The organism is Bacteroidales bacterium (genome assembly GCA_021157585.1).
Lineage (GTDB): Bacteria > Bacteroidota > Bacteroidia > Bacteroidales > UBA12170 > UBA12170.
On the sequence record JAGGWH010000166.1, the window covers coordinates 1 to 22,649 of the forward strand.

At 34.0% G+C, this 22,649-nt stretch carries 18 protein-coding genes; 4 read left to right on the top strand and 14 right to left on the bottom strand.

Going from position 1 to position 22,649, the window contains the following annotated elements; translation table 11 throughout:
- Window positions 1-1,397, bottom strand: a 1,397-nt coding sequence (locus J7K39_11635) for an adenosylhomocysteinase (GenBank protein MCD6180543.1), incomplete at its 3' end; no start/stop codon positions are given.
- A gap of 108 nt (window positions 1,398-1,505) precedes the next feature.
- Here J7K39_11635 and J7K39_11640 point away from each other — a divergent pair.
- From J7K39_11640 to J7K39_11650, 3 genes are read left to right on the top strand one after another with little or no spacing between them, the layout of a single operon-like run.
- Window positions 1,506-5,177, top strand: a complete 3,672-nt coding sequence (locus J7K39_11640; GenBank protein ID MCD6180544.1) for a HAMP domain-containing histidine kinase — start codon at window positions 1,506-1,508, stop codon at window positions 5,175-5,177.
- Complete coding sequence (locus J7K39_11645) at window positions 5,174-5,638, top strand: hypothetical protein (GenBank protein ID MCD6180545.1); 465 nt, start codon at window positions 5,174-5,176, stop codon at window positions 5,636-5,638. Before J7K39_11640 ends, J7K39_11645 begins: the two co-directional genes overlap by 4 nt.
- Before the next feature lies 1 nt (window position 5,639).
- Window positions 5,640-6,410: an SDR family oxidoreductase gene (locus J7K39_11650; protein ID MCD6180546.1), complete on the top strand. Its 771-nt coding sequence runs from the start codon at window positions 5,640-5,642 to the stop codon at window positions 6,408-6,410.
- A gap of 96 nt (window positions 6,411-6,506) precedes the next feature.
- Here J7K39_11650 and J7K39_11655 read toward each other — a convergent pair whose 3' ends face one another.
- Genes J7K39_11655 through J7K39_11680 form a run of 6 tightly spaced genes read right to left on the bottom strand, consistent with a single transcriptional unit; the run spans window position 6,507 to window position 13,857 of the window.
- Window positions 6,507-7,364, bottom strand: coding sequence for a sulfurtransferase (locus J7K39_11655; protein ID MCD6180547.1), 858 nt, complete (start codon window positions 7,362-7,364; stop codon window positions 6,507-6,509).
- Between the two features lie 50 nt (window positions 7,365-7,414).
- Window positions 7,415-8,521 carry a hypothetical protein gene (locus tag J7K39_11660; GenBank protein ID MCD6180548.1) on the bottom strand — a complete coding sequence of 369 codons (1,107 nt, stop codon included), beginning with the start codon at window positions 8,519-8,521 and terminating at the stop codon, window positions 7,415-7,417.
- 43 nt (window positions 8,522-8,564) lie between these two features.
- Complete coding sequence (locus J7K39_11665) at window positions 8,565-10,448, bottom strand: hypothetical protein (GenBank protein MCD6180549.1); 1,884 nt, start codon at window positions 10,446-10,448, stop codon at window positions 8,565-8,567.
- A gap of 56 nt (window positions 10,449-10,504) precedes the next feature.
- Entirely contained in the window at window positions 10,505-11,020 is a 516-nt protein-coding gene (locus tag J7K39_11670; protein MCD6180550.1) for a rhodanese-like domain-containing protein, read from the bottom strand.
- Between the two features lie 41 nt (window positions 11,021-11,061).
- Window positions 11,062-12,213, bottom strand: coding sequence for a cytochrome b/b6 domain-containing protein (locus J7K39_11675; protein MCD6180551.1), 1,152 nt, complete (start codon window positions 12,211-12,213; stop codon window positions 11,062-11,064).
- Window positions 12,214-12,252: 39 nt separating this feature from the next.
- Window positions 12,253-13,857, bottom strand: coding sequence for a tetrathionate reductase family octaheme c-type cytochrome (locus tag J7K39_11680; GenBank protein MCD6180552.1), 1,605 nt, complete (start codon window positions 13,855-13,857; stop codon window positions 12,253-12,255).
- A 498-nt stretch (window positions 13,858-14,355) separates the two neighbouring features.
- Here J7K39_11680 and J7K39_11685 point away from each other — a divergent pair, with 498 nt between their 5' ends.
- Window positions 14,356-15,069 (top strand): hypothetical protein, encoded by a 714-nt coding sequence (locus J7K39_11685; GenBank protein MCD6180553.1) that lies wholly within the window; start codon window positions 14,356-14,358, stop codon window positions 15,067-15,069.
- A 69-nt stretch (window positions 15,070-15,138) separates the two neighbouring features.
- On the opposite strand, the gene J7K39_11690 is transcribed toward J7K39_11685, so the two are convergent.
- The 7 genes from J7K39_11690 to J7K39_11720 form a co-directional block, all read right to left on the bottom strand.
- Entirely contained in the window at window positions 15,139-16,287 is a 1,149-nt protein-coding gene (locus tag J7K39_11690) for a cytochrome b/b6 domain-containing protein (GenBank protein ID MCD6180554.1), read from the bottom strand.
- 17 nt (window positions 16,288-16,304) lie between these two features.
- A complete protein-coding gene (locus tag J7K39_11695; protein ID MCD6180555.1) occupies window positions 16,305-17,894 on the bottom strand; it encodes a tetrathionate reductase family octaheme c-type cytochrome in 1,590 nt (529 codons plus the stop codon).
- A gap of 481 nt (window positions 17,895-18,375) precedes the next feature.
- Complete coding sequence (locus tag J7K39_11700; GenBank protein ID MCD6180556.1) at window positions 18,376-19,665, bottom strand: tyrosine--tRNA ligase; 1,290 nt, start codon at window positions 19,663-19,665, stop codon at window positions 18,376-18,378.
- A gap of 256 nt (window positions 19,666-19,921) precedes the next feature.
- The gene (locus J7K39_11705; protein MCD6180557.1) at window positions 19,922-20,458 is read right to left on the bottom strand and encodes a helix-turn-helix domain-containing protein; all 537 of its coding nucleotides are present in this window, start codon (window positions 20,456-20,458) and stop codon (window positions 19,922-19,924) included.
- A gap of 98 nt (window positions 20,459-20,556) precedes the next feature.
- Window positions 20,557-21,306, bottom strand: a complete 750-nt coding sequence (locus tag J7K39_11710; GenBank protein MCD6180558.1) for an MBL fold metallo-hydrolase — start codon at window positions 21,304-21,306, stop codon at window positions 20,557-20,559.
- A gap of 276 nt (window positions 21,307-21,582) precedes the next feature.
- Entirely contained in the window at window positions 21,583-22,452 is an 870-nt protein-coding gene (locus J7K39_11715) for an energy transducer TonB (protein ID MCD6180559.1), read from the bottom strand.
- A gap of 6 nt (window positions 22,453-22,458) precedes the next feature.
- Window positions 22,459-22,649, bottom strand: a 191-nt coding sequence (locus tag J7K39_11720; GenBank protein MCD6180560.1) for a biopolymer transporter ExbD, incomplete at its 5' end; no start/stop codon positions are given.

Sequence of the window (22,649 nt, forward strand, 5' to 3'; positions counted from 1 at the left end):
GGGCCTTCTACTTTTACACCAATATAATCTGCTTGTTCCTTAGATAATTTTGTTAACGTTACGCCAATTTTCTCCAAATGTAAACGCGCAACTTCTTCGTCTAAGTATTTTGGCAGACGGTAAACGCCAACCTCATATTCCTCACGTTTTTCCCAAAGATCAATCTGAGCTAAAGTTTGGTTGGTAAATGAATTACTCATTACAAAACTTGGATGACCGGTAGCACAGCCTAAATTCACCAAACGACCTTCAGCCAAAAGGAAAATAGAATGTCCATCGGGAAAATTATAACGGTCAACCTGAGGTTTGATATTTACTTTTTCCACGCCAGGCAATGCTTCCATTTCTACCACCTGAATTTCATTATCGAAATGACCAATATTACAAACAATGGCTTGGTCTTTCATATTGCTCATATGCTGAGCAGTAATTACATCTTTATTACCGGTTGTAGTCACAAAAATATTGCCCTCTTTAACGGCTTCTTCCATAGTGGTAACTTCAAAACCTTCCATTGATGCTTGCAATGCGCAAATAGGATCAATTTCTGTTACAATAACACGAGCGCCATAACTTCTCATAGAGTGAGCAGAACCTTTTCCAACATCGCCATATCCGGCAACAACAACAACTTTACCTGCAATCATTACATCTGTTGCGCGTTTAATGCCATCGGCTAATGATTCGCGACAACCATAAAGATTATCGAATTTAGATTTAGTAACAGAATCGTTTACGTTGATAGCGGGAACAAGTAATTCGCCTTGCTCAAACATATGATATAAACGATGAACACCTGTTGTAGTTTCTTCCGAAACACCTTTCCAATCTTCAACTGTACGATGCCATTTCTGATTATCTTCTTTCAATAAGCCTTTTAAAAGCTTCAACACTTCTGCTTCTTCTACACTTCCTGCTTCAACATCTAAGGTGCTTGCGTCTTTTTCAGCTGCATATCCTTTATGAATCAACAAAGTAGCATCGCCACCATCATCAACAATTAATTGAGGACCTTTTCCGTCAGGGAAACTCAAGGCTTGGTTTGTACACCACCAATATTCTTCTAAAGTCTCGCCTTTCCAAGCAAAAACAGGAACGCCTGAAGCAGCAATAGCAGCAGCAGCATGATCTTGAGTTGAAAAAATATTACAGCTTGCCCAACGTACATTAGCACCTAAAGCCACTAATGTTTCAATTAAAACTGCTGTTTGAATGGTCATATGTAAAGAACCTGTAATTCTAACGCCTTGTAAAGGCTTGGTTTTACTGTATTTTTCTCGGATAGACATTAAACCCGGCATTTCTTGCTCGGCAATATCTAATTCTTTTCTACCCCAATCGGCCAAATTAATATCGGCGACTTTATAATCTAATGTTTGTGTTGTTATGTTAGACATTTTTTTCTTTTATTTTTCTGATTTTGTGGGCGCAAAGTTACCTAATTTTTCTGAATTCATTTAAGCTCAAGTTTGATGATAAATCAATTAAAATTGTATTTTCGTGTTATGAGTAAAAAATCTGTTCTCAACCTTAGTTTTTTCTTCTTTTTTGTATTGTTTTTTTTAGGGCTTAGTCTTAGTATAAATAATGCACAAGTACAAACCAAAAAAGAAGTACAGACAACTTTTCAATATAAAATTTCGGATTATTCCAGTAAACGATCTGCTTTAATCCAGAAGTTAAATAATATTCTAAACACCAAGGGAATTCTTGCTTTTGAAAAACAAGCCTTACTCAATCAGCAAGAATATGGTGAAAATTTAGCTTTTTATTTATACAAAGATCACAAGCTTATATTTTGGACTAATAACCACTTACTTATTCCTGAGACTGACAGCTCATTTAGTAATACTGTTTCTTGTATGAAAATCGGACCTCATTGGCTTATTACAGAAGGTCTAACAAATAAAAATTACACTTTAGTAGGAATAAATATTTTACATGTTGATTACAGCTTACAAAATGAATTTTTACACGATTATTTTTTGGAGTCTTATGATATAAAAGACAACTTAAAATTGTCGAAAAACAGAGGAGAATACGAGATTACCGATCTGAACGGAAAATTTCTGTTTTCTTTCACTTTTGAAGAAAACAGATTTTTGACGGGACATATGCCTTTTTTACTCTTTTTTATTTTTCTACTCTCCTATATCTTTTTTGTTTTTTCTATTGATGTAATACTTAAAAAAATAAAAATAATTAATCTGTCAATTATATCTAAAACCATTGTATTTATCGGTTTAAGCGGAATATACCTTTTGTTTTTTAGTAGTATAAATTTCCCGTCTTCCCTTTTTCAGAGCCCATTATTTCAACCCCAACTTTATTCCAATCTTAGCCTTCACACTTCACTCGGATCTCTTTTTATGATTAGCATATGGCTACTTTCCGGAACTATATATTTTAATTATATTATTAGCTTTAAAACAAAAAAGCAGAAATCAATACTTCAACAAATTAGCTTAACATTAGCCGTACTTATAAGTATTTCGTTACTTTATTACGGACTCTATGTACTGTTGTGTAGTTTAGTTTTCGATTCTCAAATTAATTTGGAAATTACGGCTATCACCAAACTAAGTTTCTACAGCTATACGGTAATTATTCTAATAATGTTTTTACAGGGATCTTGGTTTTTTATTAGTAAAAAACTTATTGAGCATACATTATCGTATTTAAAGAATAAAAAATATTTTATTCTTATTTCATTCTTTACAGCCTTACTATTTGGGTATCTTCCTCTTCAAAAAGGTATTATAAGTCAATTTAATCAGCTGTTTTTATTTCTATATTTTCTATCTGTCTTTTATTTGTTTTACAAAAAAAATAAGGCTGTATTTTGGCAAAATGTTTATTTTCTATTTCTTTTTATTTCTATAAGTGGCGTTTATTATACAAATTTATCTAACCAAAAAGAAGAAACTATTCGCAAGACAGGACTATCTACTTATTTATTAAAGAATGATCCCTTATTAGAAAATCATTTTTTAAATGAAAAACAAAAACTACTTACAGATAGTTTGTTAATCTATAGATTAAATAATTTAGATTATTCACGCGATGAAATTATAGATCAAATTAAACAATCATATTTTTTAGATGCTGCTAAAAACTATGAGATTAGCATGGTTTTCTGCGATACAGAAAGTCAGTTACTTGTTTTACCGGAAAATATTGAAACTCCTTGCTTTCCTTTTTTCGACGAGAGAATAAAGCAGGCTAGCGATACTATTGCAGAAAACACACTCTATTTAATCGATCATCATTTTAGGACAAAAAATTATATCGGAATTATTGAGTTTATACAAAAAGGGATTAAAACAAAATTATTCGTTGAGTTTTTATCAAAATATCAACCGAAAGAATTAGGAATACCGGCTTTATTATCTAACGCAAGAAATTGGGATTTACACTTTTTTAGTAACTATTCTTATGCTTATTATTTTAATGGAGAATTGAGCGAATGGTTTGGAAAATATGATTACAAACAAAATTTAGAATCGTACGGACAGAACGTAATCACCAAAGAAAATTACTTTTCTTTTGAAGACTATTCTCACTTTGTTTATATTCAAGACAATCAGAATGTTTTATTAGTAAGTAAACCTAATATTCCTTGGCTAAAGAAAATTGCTTCTCTATCCTTTTTATTTCTTTTTTACAGCTTAAATATTTCTGCTTTATTTTTATTAATCTATTTAAGTCAAAATTTTTCAAACCTAAATATTGGATATCAGTCGCGGCTACAAATAAGTATGGTAGCTATTTTATTATTTTCATTTGTTACCATTGGCTTATCCAGTTTATACTACCTCTATTATCTTAACGATGAAAAAAATAAAAGTGTTTTAATGGAAAAAGCACACTCGGTTTTGATTGAGCTTGAACATAAATTACAAGATATTGATGAGGATTACGAAAATGAAAGTGAATATTTGGAAAGCCTTTTAATAAAATTTTCACAAGTCTTTTTTACCGATATAAATTTATACGATTTAAACGGTAATTTATTAGCCAGTTCTCGTCCTCAATTATTTGACGCAGAGCTAATTTCGCGGAGAATGGAACCTAATGCATTTTATAATTTAGGAATAATGAAAAGCTCTAAATTTATGCATAACGAACAAATTGGTTTACAAGAATTTTATTCGGTATATGTGCCTTTCCGGTCTGTTGATAATAAAACGGCAGCATATTTAAACCTTCCTTATTTTGCCAAACAAAACGAAATAGAAGAAGAAATATCAGGCTTTTTAGTGGCTTACCTCAACATTTATATGTTTTTAATTTTACTCACTTTAGCATTAACCATTTTAGTTTCTAATTACCTGTCAAAACCATTAAAATTATTGAAAGAAAAAATACAAAGAGTAAGGCTTGAAACTAAAAATGAAAAAATAGAATGGAATAAGAAAGATGAAATTGGAGCTTTAATTCTTGAATATAATCGTATGGTTGAAGAATTAGCCGATAGTGCCGAAAAATTGGCTCGTTCTCAACGCGAATCTGCTTGGCGCGAAATGGCACAACAAATTGCACACGAAATTAAAAACCCTCTTACTCCAATGAAACTAAATATCCAATACCTTGAAAAGTCTTGGAATGAAAATAGAGAGGATTTTGATAAAAAATTAAAACGAATTGCAAATAACTTAACGGAACAAATTGATATCCTTTCGGATATTGCATCGCAGTTTTCCAGTTTTGCAGCTATGGAACAGATTAAAACCGAATCTATACCGGTTAAATCTTTACTTAAAAGTACTATAGATCTGTTTATAGGTCATAATCAAGTTCATTTCAAGACTCAATTTCCCGAGGCGGAAGTGTTTATTTTAGCCGATCGTAATCAATTTATCAGAATATTAAATAACTTGATAAAAAACGCCATCCAATCGATGACAGAAAAAAGTTCGGCAGAGATTGATATTAAGCTTTTTACACATTATGATAATGTTGTAATCAATATTACAGACAATGGATGTGGTATTTCGGAAGCAGAAAAACCCTATGTTTTTGAACCTCGATTTACAACAAAAACAGGAGGTATGGGACTCGGCTTGGCTTTGGTTAAAAGAATGACAGAAAATGTAAACGGAAATATTCGTTTTGAATCTAAAGAAAATATTGGAACGAGTTTTATTTTACAGTTCCCTAAACATATTCCATCATGAGAACAGATATAATAATTTTAGGATTAGCTTCGCTTTGGGGCCTTTATTGGATTGCTAGAAATAAACACATTTTTAGTTCTTTGGTAACTATTGGATTAATAGTGGGTATTGTCTTGGCCTATCTTAAACTTAACGGTTCCATAATAATTGGATTGTCAGTCTTTCTTATTTCTGCTACAATAGCATTATTATATACTTTGTTTTATAAAAAATTTAGTCCCACAAAACGAATAGTTATTACTTTAATTATTTTACCTACGGTGATTTACTGGTTATTTTTAATAAATCATTTACCCGGTGCTCATTGGATATGGTACAGTTTATTTTTACCCTTTATTGGCTTAATTTATGGTTTATTAAGACCGGTAAATTTAAAAAACGAATGGGGTTTTATCATAATACTTTTAGCCGAAGCATTAAGCCATATTTACCCTATAGTAATTAATCAAAAACTATTTTAATATGAATAAAAACAAATGGCGACTCGATGGAAAACGAGCTGTGATAACAGGAGGAACTAAGGGTATTGGTTTAGCTGTTGCTAACGAAATACTTGATTTGGGAGGAGAAGTTTTTATAGTAGCCCGAGACCAAAATCTAATCAATAAAAAAATAGAAGAATGGAAACAACAAGGGTTTAAAGCTTTTGGGGTTGCTGCTGATGTCAGTACAAAAGACGGGCGAAGTGATTTATTTAAAGCCATAGCAGAAATATGGGACAGTTTTGAATTATTGATAAATAATGTAGGAACCAATATCAGAAAAAAAGCCGTAGAATTTTCTTTAGAAGAATACGAATATATTATGGCTACCAACATGACATCTAATTTTGAAATGTCACGATTATCTTATCCGTTTTTAAAAGCAACCAAAGATGCTGCAATTGTAAATTTATTATCTGTTGCTGGATTTACACATTTACGAACCGGTCCTCCCTACGGAATGAGCAAAGCTGCTCTTCATCAATTAACCAAAAATTTAGCCGTTGAGTGGGCAAAAGATGGAATTCGTGTTAATGCGGTAGCGCCTTGGTACACCAAAACCCCATTGGTAGAAAAGCTTTTGCAAGACAAAGATTATTATAAAGACATTTTGGATCATACACCTATGGGACGAATTGCTGAAGCTGAAGAGGTGTCGAGTTTAGTTGCATACTTATGTATGCCGGCTGCAAGTTATATAACCGGACAAAGTATAGCGGTAGATGGTGGTTTTTTAATTCAAGGATTTTAGTTGATAATCTTAAATTATTGAAACACTTATGACAAAAATCAACAAAGCGAGAAGTTTAAACTTCTCGCTTTGTTACAAAATTAATTATAAGAAAATTTATTTTTCAATAGGGTTTGCTGAATCAAAACTCCATCCATTCATAGCTTCATCATAAACTTTTACATTAGGATAATCTAATAAAGAGCTTAACACAAAGAAAGGTAATCCTGCACGAACAGCTGTACCGCAATAAAATACAATAGTCTTATCAGATGTTATTCCGGCAGCATTTAACATATTTACTATTTCCTCATTAGATTTTAACACACCACCTTCTTTTCCAAAACTTTTCCACTCTAAATTAATAGCACCGGGGATATGACCGGGACTTTTACCATCGGTACCCATATATTCTTTTGGAGCACGAGCATCAACAAAAAGTACATTAGCATTTTTTAAATTAGCTTTTACCCATTCAGTATCAACAAAAATTGAAGCGTCTGTATTAGCTGTAAAATTAGCTTTACTAGCTTTTGTTGGTGCAGGAGTAAGTGGTATACGAGCTGCACGCCACGCTTTCATATCTTTTTGTAGAATTTTCACATCGGCAACACCCATATATTTTAAAATCCAATACATGCGTCCGGCATATTTATTATTCCCATCATCATAAACAATAATGGTATTGGTATTAGAAATACCATGATCGCCTAAATATTGAGCAACATCAGCAGCAGGTTTTAAAACACCTTCCGGTTTACCTTCTTTGGTAAGTGCTTTTAAATCGATATTAATAGCATTACGCAAATGTGATACTCTGTAATTTTTAGCCGATTGTACAGATATAACTTTAACGTTTTTATCCTTAGCGGCTTTAGCATATCCTTTAGCATCGAATAGTCCTTGAGCAAATAAAGAAGGAACAAGGAAGAGAAATGCTAGAATAAGGCCATAAATTTGTTTTGTATTTTTCATTTTTTAAGCTTTTAAAAAAGGTTTTCCAAAAAAACCTCTTGAATTATATATTAAAATTTAACTTGTAATTGCAGTACAAAAAAATCGTTTTCTACCTCATGCCAATCAGCTAAAACAGTATCGGAACTTTCCTCGGCTTTGTACACATAATTTACTTGTAATCGTGTCCACTCATTAAAGTAATAGTTAAAACCAAAAGTCCAGTCTTGTTGTTTGTTAAAATCAATATCGGCATCAGGATCATAAGATTCAAACTTTATTACAGGTTGAATATTCCACGGTGTTTTATAAAGAGCTTGTACGAAAAAACCGTTCTTAACAAAATCTCCGACAACTAATGTTGGTGTTGATCCACAACCACCTCCAACTAAAGTAGAACCTTGGTCATTGCCGTTGATATATTCTGCCTGTATAAGGAAATTCTTCTTTTCCACGGAAATATCAAATCCATATCTTTTCCGAACATCATCGTCCATAGTTGGGTCAGAAGGCTTTAAAGTACCGTATTTATAACTAGCACCAATGCTTATTCCGGCAAGAGGAGAGAAAATAAGGCGGGCAGTATAATCTTTGCCTTTATTGTTATCCTTTAAATTCATGCCAGTTCCATTTGTATAAGCAAATTTCCAAGCCAATACATTCGTGTTTTTTAAACCAAATAATTCTTTATCACCTGTGCCACCCCAAATCATAATACCTAGATCGCGGAAAGGACTGGCCAATTCGCTTACTACACGTGAACGATTAACAGTATTTAACGACTGACAAGGCGTTAATAATTCTAATCCGAAAGGGGTTTTAAATTGTCCCATGGTTATATTAATCCAAGGGGCTAATCGTTTGTAAGTCATAAAGGCATCAAGCAAATAGGGGCCGCCTTTTGTTGGGCTAAATTCCGTCATTACATAATAAGAGAAGTCGTAAGGAATATTTCCAACTACACCTAAGCGTGCGCGATTAAAATAAAAACTGTTTTCGGCTTTTAAGCCGTTAATTGGGCTAACGCCATCGCCAAGGAATTGATGTTCATATTGACCTTGAATATATCCAACAACCTGTACTCCGTCGTCGGAAGAAGCTTCCATACATCCTTGAGCGAAAAGCCCAGCAGGAGCCATAAGAATAGTTAGTAATATTATTGATAGAATCTTTTTCATTTTATTTAATTTTTAATTGTTATCAATTATAAAAAACAGTTTATTATTTAGATGCAACTAAAGGGTAACCTTGTGCTTCTGATGCACTCCATTTGTGTGATCCTAAAGCGTCATAAACCATACCGTTAGCACCAAATTTTAGACTTAGCGCATCGTATCCAATTACATTTAAATAGGCAGTAATCATAGAGGATGTTTGACCAGTCCAGCAATAAGTAACTATTTGTTTAGAAGGATCTAATTTATTTATTTCACCATTTTCAATAGTAAGTGGACTAATACGGTGAGCACCTGAAATATGTCCATAATGCTCAACATCGGTAGCAGCCCAGAAATTATTGATAAAATAGTTGCTTGGTGTTGTTAAAACATCGGCATTAGTTGCACCTTTAAAACCGTTGGTTAACATATAAGTAACACGTTCAGCAAGTATTCCTTCGCCTGTTGTAGAAGCAGATGAGATGCTTGGGCTATCAAAAGTAGCATCAGCAGCTAAAGCTCCAGGAGCAGCAGTCCAATTAGAACTTGTAGTTCCTGAATTTCCCGTGTTTGTGTTCCAAGCACCGGCAAGGCTAATGTCCCAACTACTCATTCCCCATTTAAGAACTTTAGCATCAGGATAACCACTTAAACGAAGCGCAACAACTGCGTGCGATGCGGTTTGTCCGGTATAACAAGCAACAACAATTGTTTTTCCAGCAGCATTTTCTGCAGCAGTTACAATATTACCAAGTGTTGAATTAACCGCACCATCAATGTGACCCGCATTATAATCACCTTCACCACGAATATCAATTACATAATAATCGTTAGTTGCATCAGCATCGGTAAGTTTTGTATACACATCTGTTGATGTTGTAATCCATCCGCTTGCAATAATATCCGACAAATCCATATCATTAGCCACAAGATAATCTGTAAGAATTTCTTGGGCAGGAGCACCACTTACAACAACAGGATAATCACGAGTTTCAGCATCAGTCCATTTATGGGCTTCTAAAGAAGAGTGAATTAAACTATTTGCACCAAACTTTAAGCTGTATGCATCATAACCTAAAACGGTAAGATAAGCAGTAATCATGGAAGACGTTTGACCTGTCCAACAATAGGTAACAACGGGTTTTGAATAATCAAGGTTGGCATATTCGCCTCCAGCAAGACTAAGAGGAAGAATATTATGCGCACCTGTAATATGACCATAATGCTCAATATCGGCAGGAGCCCAATAATTATTGATAAAGTAGTTGCTGGGTGTGTTTGCTACTGTAGCACCAGTTACTCCTTTAAATCCACCAGAAAGCATAGCGGCAACACGTTCAGCTAAAATAGCAGCACCATCAGTAGCTGTAGTTGTGTATTGAGGATCGCCGTGATTGTTGTTTCCGACAATATCTCCAGGAGCAGCAGTCCAGTTAGCAGCACCATTGTCTCCAACGCCACCATCCCATGATCCTTTGTAAGCAGAATTCCATCCAGCCATTCCCCATTTAAGGACTTTGGCTGTAGGATAACCACTTAAACGAAGAGCAACAACTGCATGACTGGCAGTTTGCCCGGTATAACAAACCACAAGAATAGGTTTACCACCGGAGGAGCTTGCTTGATTGAGTAGAGTCTCTAATGTTGCATTTACAGCACCAGGGATATGCCCTCCATCATAATCGGCAGCAGAACGAATATCAATAATGTAATAATCGTTGGTATCATCACCATCGGTCATTAGAGTATTCACAGCGTCAGCTGTTGTAATCCAGCCATCCAAGATATTTGGTAAGTCCATATTATTGTTTACCAAATAAGTTTTCATTGTCTTGAAACTTAAACTTGGATCTACATCCGGAGCATCAGGCTTATCCTTTTTACAGGAATTTAGTGCGAGCAAGGGAATAATTAATAACCCAAGCATTAATTTTGTAATCTTTTTCATAGTATTTATTTTATTAGACTATACAATTGGTTTGTTATTTTTTTTTGATATTGGGCTTAGCAACCGCCTACTTCGCCACCTGTATCATGAACTTGTTCTAGATTTTTTAGTTGCTCATCAGGATAAGCTAATTCCCATGCTTTAAATCCGCCTTTTAACCATTTAACATTTTCGAAACCGAATTTTTGAAGCACGTCTGCAGCTAACAAACCGCGGTGGCCTTTTTTACAATACACCACTACTAAATCGGTTTTTAGGGGAGGATAAAGGAATTGATTTTCCCAGAATTCATCTTTTAAAACATTGAATTCTATTAATCCACGAGGAATATTTACGGCTCCTGGAATATAGCCAGGATTAAACTCATTAGGCTCGCGAACATCGATAAGAACAATAATTTCGCCATCATCAAATAGTTGATGTAATTCTTGAACACTTATTTCAGTAACATTTGGTGCTACTTGTGCTAGTAATTCATCAACATTTTGATATGATTCTTTTGTGCTGCAAGCTGTTATCATAAGTCCGATAAGGACAAAGACAGTAATTTTTAATATGTTTTTTGTTTTCATCAGTATATGTCTTTATTTAAAAATCGATTGAAATATTTTAATTATTTATTATCCCTTTCGGCAAGAAGCTGCTCTAAACGAATTTTATTCTCGAGCAACTCTTTTTCTGCTAAAAGACGAGCTGTTGTATCAAGAATAAAACCTTCAACAGCAACAATTTCTTTATTGTGTACAACGGGAGTCATAGTAACAGTATGATGCCCTACGGATCCATCCTGACAAATACGCGTTACTTCACCATGAGGTATTGTTTCGCCTTTTAGTACTTTTTTAAATGTGATTTCTAATTCTTTAAATTCTTCAGGAGAACGACTCAGAGAATAATGTTTTCCTATTACGTCATCTATAGAGTCAAATTTATAAAGGGAAGCCCAAGCTTTATTTACTTCTTCGTAAATACCCTTACTATTTATCCTAAAATATCCGGCACCGCTATTGGCTACCACATCACGGAATTTTTCTTCTGTTTTCATGCCTAATTTTTCTTCTGTTTCTGCTAATGCGTTATCTAATAGATCACTTTTATCACCACTTGTTTTTAAGCGGGCTTTTGTGATTTTTAATGCTACTTCCATTTCATTAGCAAGCATGGCTCTGGCTCCTTTTTCATCCACTTCTTCCCAACCGGTAATCATAGCTATAATAGCCGATAATGGTTTATGTCCGGTAGTGGTTAAGTAAACATGAACGATAACAAATACTATTAGGAAATAAGCTCCGGCGGTATGTAAATACGCAACAATATCCAAGCCCGCAAGCTGAAAGCCTTGATTAGGATAATTGAGATACATATACGATAGACCTGTAATTCCCATCACAGGTATAACTAACATTTTAAGTCCTAAATAAGTAAACCGTTGTAAAGGATTAAATTTATTGTAAACCAACTTATTAGTAGGGTGTTCAGCACCTTTAAAAATGCCTGTGATATAATATTCTATTTGCTCTTTTAAGAGTTTGGTTGTGGGAATATATTGTCTCCACTCCCCTGTGGTAAAATGCCAGAAAATTGCAAATACAACCAATATAATGAGTGTCCAAGAAGCAGTATCATGAGTCCAAACGGCTGTTCTATATCCGAGAATCTCGAAAGTACCATGAATTTCTAATCCGGTGATGGCTAATGCAAAAATTAGAAGAACTTGCATCCAATGCCAAAATCTTTCAAATGCTTGATAAATATATATTTTCATCTTTTTTGATTTTTCTTGTTTAATAGTTTCTTATCTATATTAATCGTGTAAGCAATTTTTACGCATAAGGATACGTAGACCACCGTGAATAACAACTCCAATAAATGACAGTATAATCAGGATTAATCCGATATTATCTATCCAAGCGTTTGAATCTCTTCCGGGCATATAAAAATCAGTAAGCGAGGCCAATCGTCCGTCGGTACTATTTGTGTGACATTCAATACAGGTTAAAGATTGGCTTGCGGGACTAACTTGATGATTAAGAGGCCAATACATTTCCGTTTCAATAAAACCGTATTCGCCACTATAAGGTAAACCAACGTATTCCATTCCTTTCTCAATAGCCAAATTCCAGTCAAAGTCTTTCCAATATGCACCCTCTCCTTTCTTTTTAGCATATGTATTAACCTGTACGAGTGTATTATTTATTACATCATATGGTTGTTTTCCACGATGTACTTTTACAGGCCATATTTTTGAGCATCCTTTGGTTTTACAATTAGCTCCTTTATCGGAATATGCACCATCAAGAGTGTTCATTTGAACAGGAATTTCGGAAATAGTGTCTGTAATTAAATGGTGATCGGCTAAGCCGTTAAACCAGTAATACTCCGGTTTTACATTTTGATCCCATACAAACGAACCTTTAATAGAGAGGTAGTTGTGATTTCCATCGGCATCAGATTCGTGAATTGTATTTCCATCTTCATCTAATCTACCGGCAGTTGACCAGTCCCACCACATTTTAGTGCTATTAGCTTTAGCATAAAAAGGAATATGACAGGTTTGACATGCAATACGAAGACCATGTTTATTTAATAAATCGTCTTTATGTGGAGCTTCGGTATGGCATTGTGCACAGCTTATACGATTTTTATTTTCTGATGAAAGTGCATAAAGCTTGCCGGTTATATTGTGATTTTCTGTTATATGACATTCTATACAACTCATGTTTTCGCCATCAGTACCCATATGAACATCAATTTCTGTGGAACAATTGTCCATAGCTTTATCTAAATCGCCATGTTTTACATTGTTTCCACCACCTCCCCAATAATGACAAATGCCACAGTTGGCTCTTTCCGGTGGTGCTACACTTTGTGCAACTATGTTAAGGTTAATTCCCTCATAAGGATAGCCTGCTTTTCCGGGTTCTTTTTTATAAATTCCTGATTGATCATGACAAACTAAACAATCAATATTTTCTTTTTTATTGAAATCGAAAGTTTCATCTTTCCAACCGTAACCAATATGACATCGAGTACAGGTTTCTCGATTTGAGGAAGTGCCAATACAAAAGTTATTGAGAATATTTTTCTTTCCTAAAGAAACTTCTCCACGACCATTAAGTTTTTCGGTTCGTTCCCAAGTCCAATGGTTATTAGCCATAATTTCAGTATGTCTTTCATTATGGCAACTCAAACAGGCTAAAGTAACATCCTGTGGTCGTTTAAAATCTTGTTGCAATACTGCAAACTTACTGTGATCAACAACTTTTCGGTTTACCCGATCGGCTTTTCTCACATAGTTTGTTAGTTTTATCGTTGATTGATTATCTGTTTCTTCCTCATTGCTTTGAGCTGCAAATAAAGCCGAAATTGGAAACAGAATAATCAGTACGAAGTAAATGGTTTTTTTCATAATCTAAATTTTAGTCGACTGTGTTTAATACTCGTTAATTGATTCACAACAAAACTAAATAAATCGTTAATTGAATAACAGTAATGGGAGTACAAATACAATAGACCAAAAAATGAAATAAATCATACATAAACTGACATATATCAATATTTGGATTGATATTTAAAATGAAGTATTAGCGAATATCATTCTAATTTATTAGAACACTGCATTTTATAAATTTATAAGGGCTATAATCCGAGATATTATTTAGAAAAATTTAAAAATGACTTAAAAAATTAGAATCATGATTTATTAAAAGTCTGTTTTTTATCGGCATAAAAAAGTAAAACCACAAATATTATTTAGAAAAGAAAAAAGAAAAAGCACATAATAACCTTATATTAAGAGTATTATAAATTCATATCTTCTCGCTTATTTAGAATGGTTTTTAAAAAAGGAAGTTTAAAAAACTTAGCAAAAAACTATATATCTTTATATCATAAAATATTAGTAGTTATGAATACGCAACCAAAATCGGGTTATCTATGTTTTTTTACAACGCTTAAATTAACTGGTTTTAATCCCAAAGGAAAAAATGAATGGATGATTTTAGAATCTAACTCGGCACCGGGTTATTATTCTAAAGCTAACTTTCCCATTAATGAACATCGTCAATTTGATAGACATTTGTATATAATTGTTAAAAGACCCGCTCCGTGTTTTCAGGATTTGGTTTTACGCAAGAGTAGCGAAATTATTCAAAAACAAAATTTAACTATTTACGCTTCTCCCGGTCAGCTGAAGTTATTTAATAAAAATTATCAATGTATCAGAGTTAGAGTAAGTCAAATAGATAATATTTATCCTTTGATTGATGGTTTAAAAGCTGAAGGAATAGAGTTTTTAAATTATAAAAAAGTTGATACATACTATAGTTTTATACAACACAAAAAATACATTAAACTAAATAAAATTGGGGAGTGCATTTATCAAGATGAACAAGTACCAAACAGATATTTTATTCAGCTTCCTCGCACAATTGATTATAGTGAATTTGAAAAACTAATAGAGGAAATTAAGTACAACTGTAAATTCAATCATTTTGATGCTTCATTAGCTTATTTAAATCAAGGAGAAAATACTTTTGATTTTGCAGCTCTTTATTCCAATCATTGCGAAAAAGATCGTCTATCTGAATTTAAACATCAAATAGATAAATTACTCAAATAAATAATCAATAAAAAAGGGATGAAATTTCATCCCTTTTTTATTGATTAACTTTTTAAATGGATTACTCCTTTAACCTTCTTTTTTCTTTAGAAGCTCTTCCATAAGTATTTTATTTTCCATTAACTCTTTCTCTGCTAATCTGCGTACAGTTGTATCTAAAATAAAACCTTCAACACCTACTACTTCTCCGTTCATAACTACAGGAGTCATTGTAACGGTATGGAAGCCTAAAGATCCGTCTTTACAAACACGTTTTACTTCACCATGAGGAATAGTTTCTCCTTGCAATACCCGATTAAAGGTTTTTTCCAACTCGGCAAAATCTTCTTTTGTACGACTTAAGGAATAATGCTTTCCAATAATTTCGTCAGCAGAATCGTATTTATAAAGACGTATCCATGCATCGTTTACAGCACCATAATAACCCAATTTATTAATTCTGAAATATCCCGCACCCGATTTAGCAATCACATTTTGGAATTTTTCTTCCTTTTTCATCCCCAAAAATTTTTCAGTTTCTTCTAAGGCTTCATCAAGAAGTTCTTTTTTATGATCATCGGTTTTTAAATGAGATTCAGTAGCTTTTAAAACGACTTCCATTTCATTAACAACCATTGCGCGAGCATCATTAGGATCTACCTTTTCCCATCCTGTTAGCATTGCTGTTATTGCTGCCAAAGGTGTATGACCTGTTGTAGTTAAATAAACATGTGCAATAATAAATGTAACTACCGAAAAAGCGCCGATGGTATGTATAAGAGCAACAAGATCTAAACTACTTAGTTCAAATGTTGTATTTGGATAATTCAAATACATAAATGCAAAACCGGTAACTCCCATAACAGGAATAATTAAAATATTTAATCCCAAATAAATAAGACGCTGTAGGGGGTTAAATTTATTATAAATAAGTTTTCTTGTTGGATGTTCGGCACCTCTAAAAATACCTGTAATATAATAATCTACCTGTGCCTTAAGAAGTTTTAGTGTAGGTTTATATTGCCTCCACTCACCGGTTGTAAAGTGCCAGAAAATAACAAAAACTATTAGTATAAGATAAGCCCAAGCCGCTACTCCGTGTAATTTTACAGCATTCTCAAATCCAAACAAACTATAAGAGCTGTGTATTTCAAATCCCGTTAAAGCCAAGGTAATCATTAATAAAACCTGAGTCCAGTGCCAAAAACGCTCAAAACCTTTATATATATATATTTTCATAAAAAATTATTTTTTAATTAATGACTTACATTCTTACGGAAGAAAATACGCAAACCTCCATGTATTAAAACTCCTGCGAGTGTGGATACTAAAAGTATTATTCCTAAATAATCTAACCATTCGTAGTGATCACGTCCGGGCATATAAAAACCATCCAATTCGCTTAAACGACTTTCATCTCCACGAGCGTGACAATCGGTACATTTTAAGGCTTGATCTGCAGGAGCAACCTGATGATTTAATGGCCAATACATTTCTGTTTCTACAAAACCAAATTTTCCACTAAAAGGTTGATGAATATATTCTGTTCCTTTTTCAAGCGATTTAGCCCAGTCGAAATCTGCCCAAAATGCTCCGCTGCCTTTTGGCCCAACTACTTTTGGCTGAAGTAAAGTATTATATTCAGTATCATAAGGTTGTTTTCCACGCATGATTTTTACCGGCCAAATTTTTGATGGTGCAAGCGATTTAGTCTGTGCCCCTTTATCTGCATAAGATCCGTCTAAAGTATTAAGCTGTACGGGAATAGTATCTATTTTATCCGTAACCAAATGGTGTCCTGCCAAACCGTTAAACCAACGATATTCAGGTATTACATTACGACCCCATTTAAAATTTCCTTTTTTCGAAAAGTAGACAACATCTCCTATGCTATCCTTAATTTCAAATACTTTACCATTCTTATCTAATTTTCCTGCCGTTGACCAATCCCACCAAAGTTTAGTTGGGTTTGCTTTGGCATAAGTTGGAATATGACAAGTCTGACAAGCTATACGATCAGTATGTTTGTTTAGTATTTTATTTTTATGTGGCGTATCGGTATGACATTGTTCACAGCTTACCCTATCATTATTTTCACTGGAAAGGGCATATAATTTACCTGTAATATTATGATTTTCTGTAACATGGCATTCTGTACAATTCATATCTTCACCTTCTTTGGCCATATGCACATCTAAATTGCGATCGGCATGAAGCATTGCTTTTTCCATATCGCCATGCTTAACATTATTACCTCCACCACCAGCAAAGTGACAAGCACCACAATTTTGACTTGAAGAAAGACCAACATTTTGAGCTACTAAATTAAGATTTGTTTGTGGTGTTGGCATTCCACCCATTCCTTTTTTATAGGTTCCTGTTTTATCATGGCAAACTAAACAATCAATATTTTCTTTTGCTTGAAAGTTAAAGGTAGTATCAACCCAACCATATCCGGCATGGCATTTACTACACATTACTTCATTACTTTCTACTCCAATACAAAAGTTATTTAGTATGTTCTTTTTACCAACAGAAATAAGTCCGTGATTAAGAATTTTTTCTTTTCTGTCCCAAGTAAAGTGGTTATTAACCATCAATTCTGAATGACGCTCTGTATGGCAACTTAAGCAGGCTAAAGTCACATCTTGAGGTCGAGCAAAATCTTGTTTAAGAATATCGAATTTGCTGTGATCCACAGGAACACTTGTTTTTCGATCAGCTTTAAAGGTATAGTTTTCTATAAGTAAACGAGTTGCTTGTGTTTTATTATTTTCAGCTTTTTGGCTGAAAGCAAGACTCTGAATCATAAAGAAAAGCAAAACAATAATGACGCTTTGTTTCATATGTAAACGCTGTTTTTAGATGATTTATATTCAGCCAAATATATTGAAATGGCTTTTAATACAGACCCTATTAAAGTTAAAATGAAACAAAAACGAAACAGATATGAAAGCCTATTAAATGTGATGTATATCATTATTTATAAAAAACATATTGTATTTTGAAATAAAAAATAAATTAAAAAAACATATTATGACCAATAAAGTTATCGATAAAAGCGTTCGTCAGTTTCACTTTTATAAGGAATCAACAACTGACGATAATGGTATGCACCTGACTATCTATCTATAAAACTGTAATAAAAATTTAAAAGATTGGTATCTGATTCAAGTTCAGTAGAGTCTAATAATTACATAGAAAGAATAGAATCTGAGTGCTATTTTTTCTACGAAGATTATGTGAAAATAAAAATGATAGAGTATTCGCAAAGATGGTGTAAAAACATCCTTAAGAAACACAAAAAAAATAAGCCGAATAAAACTCCTAACTCACAACGACTAGGAAATAATTTTTCTTCCCTTTTTGGATAAGAATATATTTTTCATTTAGTAAATCGTCAGGACTTATGGAGTAGTTATCTTTAACCTTAGCTTTATTTATACTAACCCCGTTATCTTTAAGCATTCTTCTTGCTTCACCTTTAGATGAAAAAATTTGAGTTTTCTCGGCTAAAAAGTCAATCACTCCCATAGTATTTTCCAAATCGATTTTACTAACTTCAAATTGAGGAACGCCTTCAAAAACACTTAAAAAAGTACGTTCATCAAGTTTTCTTAAAGCTTCTGTTGTTGCTTTACCAAATAAAATTTGAGAGGCTTCAATAGCGGCTTCATAATCAGCTTCGGAATGAACACGAATGGTAATATCTTTTGCCAACACTTTCTGTAACTCACGCATATGAGGAGCTTCATTATGGCGTGCTATTAGTTCGGCTATTTCTTCCTGAGAAAACAAAGTAAATATCTTTATGTATTTCTCGGCATCAGCATCGGAAGTGTTTAACCAAAATTGATAAAAAGCATAGGGAGTTGTCTTTTCGGGATCGAGCCAAACATTTCCACTTTCGGTTTTCCCAAATTTACCACCATCGGCTTTAGTAATTAACGGACAGGTTAAAGCGTAAGCTTTTCCTCCTGCCTTACGGCGAATAAGTTCTGTTCCGGTTACAATATTTCCCCACTGATCGGCACCACCCATCTGTAATTTGCAGTTCTTTTCGGTATAGAGATGTAAGAAATCTGTTCCTTGTACAAGCTGATAAGTAAACTCCGTGAAAGACATACCTGCTTTTGATTCTTCACCAATTCTTTTTTTAACCGAATCTTTCGACATCATATAATTAACGGTAATATGCTTACCAATATCACGAATAAAATCGAGGAAAGAAAATTCTTTCATCCAGTCGTAATTATTAACTAATTCGGCTGCATTAGGTTCGGAAGAGTCAAAATCCAAAAATTTCTTAAGTTGTTTTTTCAGTCCTTCTTCGTTTTTACGAAGTTCTGTTTCGTCCAATAAATTTCGTTCTTCCGATTTGCCCGAAGGATCTCCAATCATTCCGGTTGCACCACCTACAAGTGCTAATGGTTTATGACCTGCAATTTGTAAATGCTTGAGCATCATCACACCAACTAAATGACCAATATGAAGAGAATCGGCAGTTGGATCGATACCTACATAAGCCGAAATCATTTCCTTTTCCATTATCTCTTCAGTTCCGGGCATGATATCGTGGATCATTCCTCTCCAACGTAATTCTTCAACAAAATTCATTTTGTATTTCTTTTTCTGATTAAGGCGCAAAAGTAAGAAATTTTAAGGCAATTCTGAGGCAATTCAAACTGTAACTTTAAGTCACGCTCTTATTAAAATATCTTTACTCGATAATATCTTTATATTATGTTGGATAATATAATTTTTCTCTGACAAATAAGCTTGGTCAGGATACCGTATTTTAAAAGGTCATAAGTTTAAACGTTAAGCAAGGGTTTCTCTTTGAGTGAAATCCTTACTCATAAGAAAAAACAATTTATTTTAAAATTTGTATAGTCAAAGGATAATGATAAGCTCGGTGATTCATTACTTTTATGGTGTTGATTATAATCACAACCTGACTAAATAGACCGATAAAGATCAATAAAGGAAGACCAATCAGAACAATCAGCAAGATAGCAGAAGCAATCAAATAAATAAAAATTGAAAGCTGAAAGTTCATAATATCTTTGAAATGCTGTTCATACTCCGCTAGCTCTTCCTTTTTGAATAACCAAATAAGAAGAGGCGGAAAAACAAAAGTTAAGATTCCGCTTAAATGCATAAGAATAACCCAATTGTAGGCATCTTGAGAAAACGTTTTAGGGCTGTTAATTTTCTTGCTTGTTAAGACTTCTAAATCTACCTCTAAAGCCTGCGCAAGAGCCGTTAAAGTGTAAGTACGCGGATCAACTTCTCCACTTTCAATACGCTGAATAGTCCGAACACTAAGACCTGTTTGCTCTGCAAGTTCTTCTTGAGTTAGTCCTTTAAGGATTCTTAATTCTTTAATTTTAGCTCCAATATCTTCCATAATTTTTTTCTGCTAAAGTAGATTGAAATTCAGCGAACACGCCACTTCATTTACCCGACATTTACCCGACATTCGGCTTGAATTAGCTATTGTACGGGCTATTTTCCATACCAATCTAAAATACGAACTTCTATTTCTGAATTTCCAGCCGCAACTAAAGCCTTGAATTTATCTAAATCGCTAAAACCGTTTTTTCCTCTATAATGATATGGATAAATTACTTTTGGTTGAATAATCAGTGTTGCTTTTGCAGCATCATCAACATCCATAGTGTAGGGAAGATTCATACACAAAAAAGCCGCATCGATATTTTCAATTTCATTCATTTCGGGAATATTTCCTGTATCTCCGCTAATATAAATTCGCTTTCCGCCAAGCTCTAAAATATACCCGTTTCCGACACCTTTAATATGAAATGTTTGTTCTGTTTTTGGATAATTATAGGCCGGAACAGATTTTATAGAAATTTTAGATAACTCAATGTTTTCGCCATTTGGCAGAATATAAAGTTTGGCTTTAAATTTATCGTCTAGTTTGTCTGCAACTTCTTGGGGAACAATAAAAGGAACACCTTCGGCATTAATTCCATCAAGTGTAACTTTACTAAAATGATCGCCGTGACTGTGTGTAATAAAAACCATATCTGGCTTAGCAAAAGAATTATAAACCGTAGGATTACCAACAGGATCGATGTACAGCGTTAAACCATTCCATTCCCAAACCATACTGGCATGCTGAATGGGATGAATTTTTAGATTGCCTTTTTGAGTAGGCAAAATTTCTTGTGCAAAATTGAGATTAGCTGAGAAAAAAACAAACAAGGCAAGAAAAAGCGTTTTAATATGCATAGCAAGAGATTAAAATGAAAGGATAAAGATAAGGAATCTGGATGGACTTTTAATACTGGCTTAGTTAAAGCAATAAGGTCGGACTGCGACTCTAAGTCGCGCCCCGACTTTGAATTCGGCTTTTGTATTTTACGACTTAATCAGGAAATTAAGCCGAGCACAGTTTTACCAATTCGGAGTGCGACTCTAAGTCGCGCCCCGAATTGTAATTCAACTTTTTATGTTTTACGACTTAATTACAAAGTAAGCCGAGCGTAGGAAAAGTTTAAATCTTTCTTAATTCAACTTAATAAAATTATAGGTAATGGTTCCTTTTTGAATTTCTACAGCTTCAGGATCGGCTGCAAATATAGCTTTGAGAGCAGCTTGTTTGGCCATATTTCGTAAACTAATATCGGATACCGTTGTACCTTTTTGTAGAATCTCCGCCCGAATAACATGCCCGCTTTTATCCACCCAAATACTTACATTTACCCGTCCTTGATCATCAGAATTATAAGTGGGTTTTGGTAAAGTACTTGCCTTTCTGTTTCCAAGATTATAGGAAATACCATTGGAGCCTAAACCTCCAGGACCCTTATAATTTAGAGCATCGGGAACACCTGTTTCCATCCCTTTATCGCCTTGTTGATTATCGTTTCCTTCAGAGCTACTTGCTTTTCTTCCGGTGTACATCAAACGCTGGTCGACAACAGGTTCTGGCTCAGGTTCTGGCTTCACAATTTCTTTTGGTTGTTCAACCTTTTTCTCAGGTTCGGGTTTTTTCTCTTCTTTGGGCTGTTCTATCGGTTTTTCAACTTTCTTTTTGGACTCCTTTTTAGGTTCCGGTTTCTCCGCAATAGCAGGAGCTTCTTCCGTATCTTCTTCAATAATTTCTTCGGCTGGAGCGTCATCAGCAACATCTTCTATCACTTCTTCAATAATTTCTTGAACAGCTTGGGGCGGTGGTGCCTGAATTTCTTCGGGCTGAACTTGCTGCACATTTTGTCCTACTGGGCTAAAGCCTAAATTCACTTCAACACCTTCTTCTTCAGGCAAGGGCAATGGGGTTTTCAAAGCCATAAAAAAAAGAGCCAACAGCAATAAAGCGTGGAACAAAATAGTTCCAAAGCCTGCTTTAATTTTATCTTTTATTTCCTGACTCATCGAGCTTTATTTTGCTGGACTGGTTGCTAAAATTACCTTATGCTTTTGTCCGCTTTGCTTATTGATTCCATTTATAGCATCAATCACATTGACCACATATTGAACGGGAACACTTTTATCGCTTCTTAAAACTACAGTTCCATCAGTGTGAGCTGTGAGTTCTGCACTTAAAGCTTGCTGTAGATTTTCAGCTTCAA

What these genes read in the sequence shown, in the direction of transcription:
- J7K39_11680 (MCD6180552.1), bottom strand. Translation starts at nt 13,857, where the DNA reads ATGAAAAAAACCATTTACTTCGTACTGATTATTCTGTTTCCAATTTCG.
- J7K39_11705 (MCD6180557.1), bottom strand. Translation starts at nt 20,458, where the DNA reads ATGGAAGATATTGGAGCTAAAATTAAAGAATTAAGAATCCTTAAAGGA.
- J7K39_11685 (MCD6180553.1), top strand. Translation starts at nt 14,356, where the DNA reads ATGAATACGCAACCAAAATCGGGTTATCTATGTTTTTTTACAACGCTT.
- J7K39_11715 (MCD6180559.1), bottom strand. Translation starts at nt 22,452, where the DNA reads ATGAGTCAGGAAATAAAAGATAAAATTAAAGCAGGCTTTGGAACTATT.
- J7K39_11690 (MCD6180554.1), bottom strand. Translation starts at nt 16,287, where the DNA reads ATGAAAATATATATATATAAAGGTTTTGAGCGTTTTTGGCACTGGACT.
- J7K39_11640 (MCD6180544.1), top strand. Translation starts at nt 1,506, where the DNA reads ATGAGTAAAAAATCTGTTCTCAACCTTAGTTTTTTCTTCTTTTTTGTA.
- J7K39_11665 (MCD6180549.1), bottom strand. Translation starts at nt 10,448, where the DNA reads ATGAAAAAGATTACAAAATTAATGCTTGGGTTATTAATTATTCCCTTG.
- J7K39_11655 (MCD6180547.1), bottom strand. Translation starts at nt 7,364, where the DNA reads ATGAAAAATACAAAACAAATTTATGGCCTTATTCTAGCATTTCTCTTC.
- J7K39_11645 (MCD6180545.1), top strand. Translation starts at nt 5,174, where the DNA reads ATGAGAACAGATATAATAATTTTAGGATTAGCTTCGCTTTGGGGCCTT.
- J7K39_11675 (MCD6180551.1), bottom strand. Translation starts at nt 12,213, where the DNA reads ATGAAAATATATATTTATCAAGCATTTGAAAGATTTTGGCATTGGATG.
- J7K39_11650 (MCD6180546.1), top strand. Translation starts at nt 5,640, where the DNA reads ATGAATAAAAACAAATGGCGACTCGATGGAAAACGAGCTGTGATAACA.
- J7K39_11710 (MCD6180558.1), bottom strand. Translation starts at nt 21,306, where the DNA reads ATGCATATTAAAACGCTTTTTCTTGCCTTGTTTGTTTTTTTCTCAGCT.
- J7K39_11700 (MCD6180556.1), bottom strand. Translation starts at nt 19,665, where the DNA reads ATGAATTTTGTTGAAGAATTACGTTGGAGAGGAATGATCCACGATATC.
- J7K39_11670 (MCD6180550.1), bottom strand. Translation starts at nt 11,020, where the DNA reads ATGAAAACAAAAAACATATTAAAAATTACTGTCTTTGTCCTTATCGGA.
- J7K39_11695 (MCD6180555.1), bottom strand. Translation starts at nt 17,894, where the DNA reads ATGAAACAAAGCGTCATTATTGTTTTGCTTTTCTTTATGATTCAGAGT.
- J7K39_11660 (MCD6180548.1), bottom strand. Translation starts at nt 8,521, where the DNA reads ATGAAAAAGATTCTATCAATAATATTACTAACTATTCTTATGGCTCCT.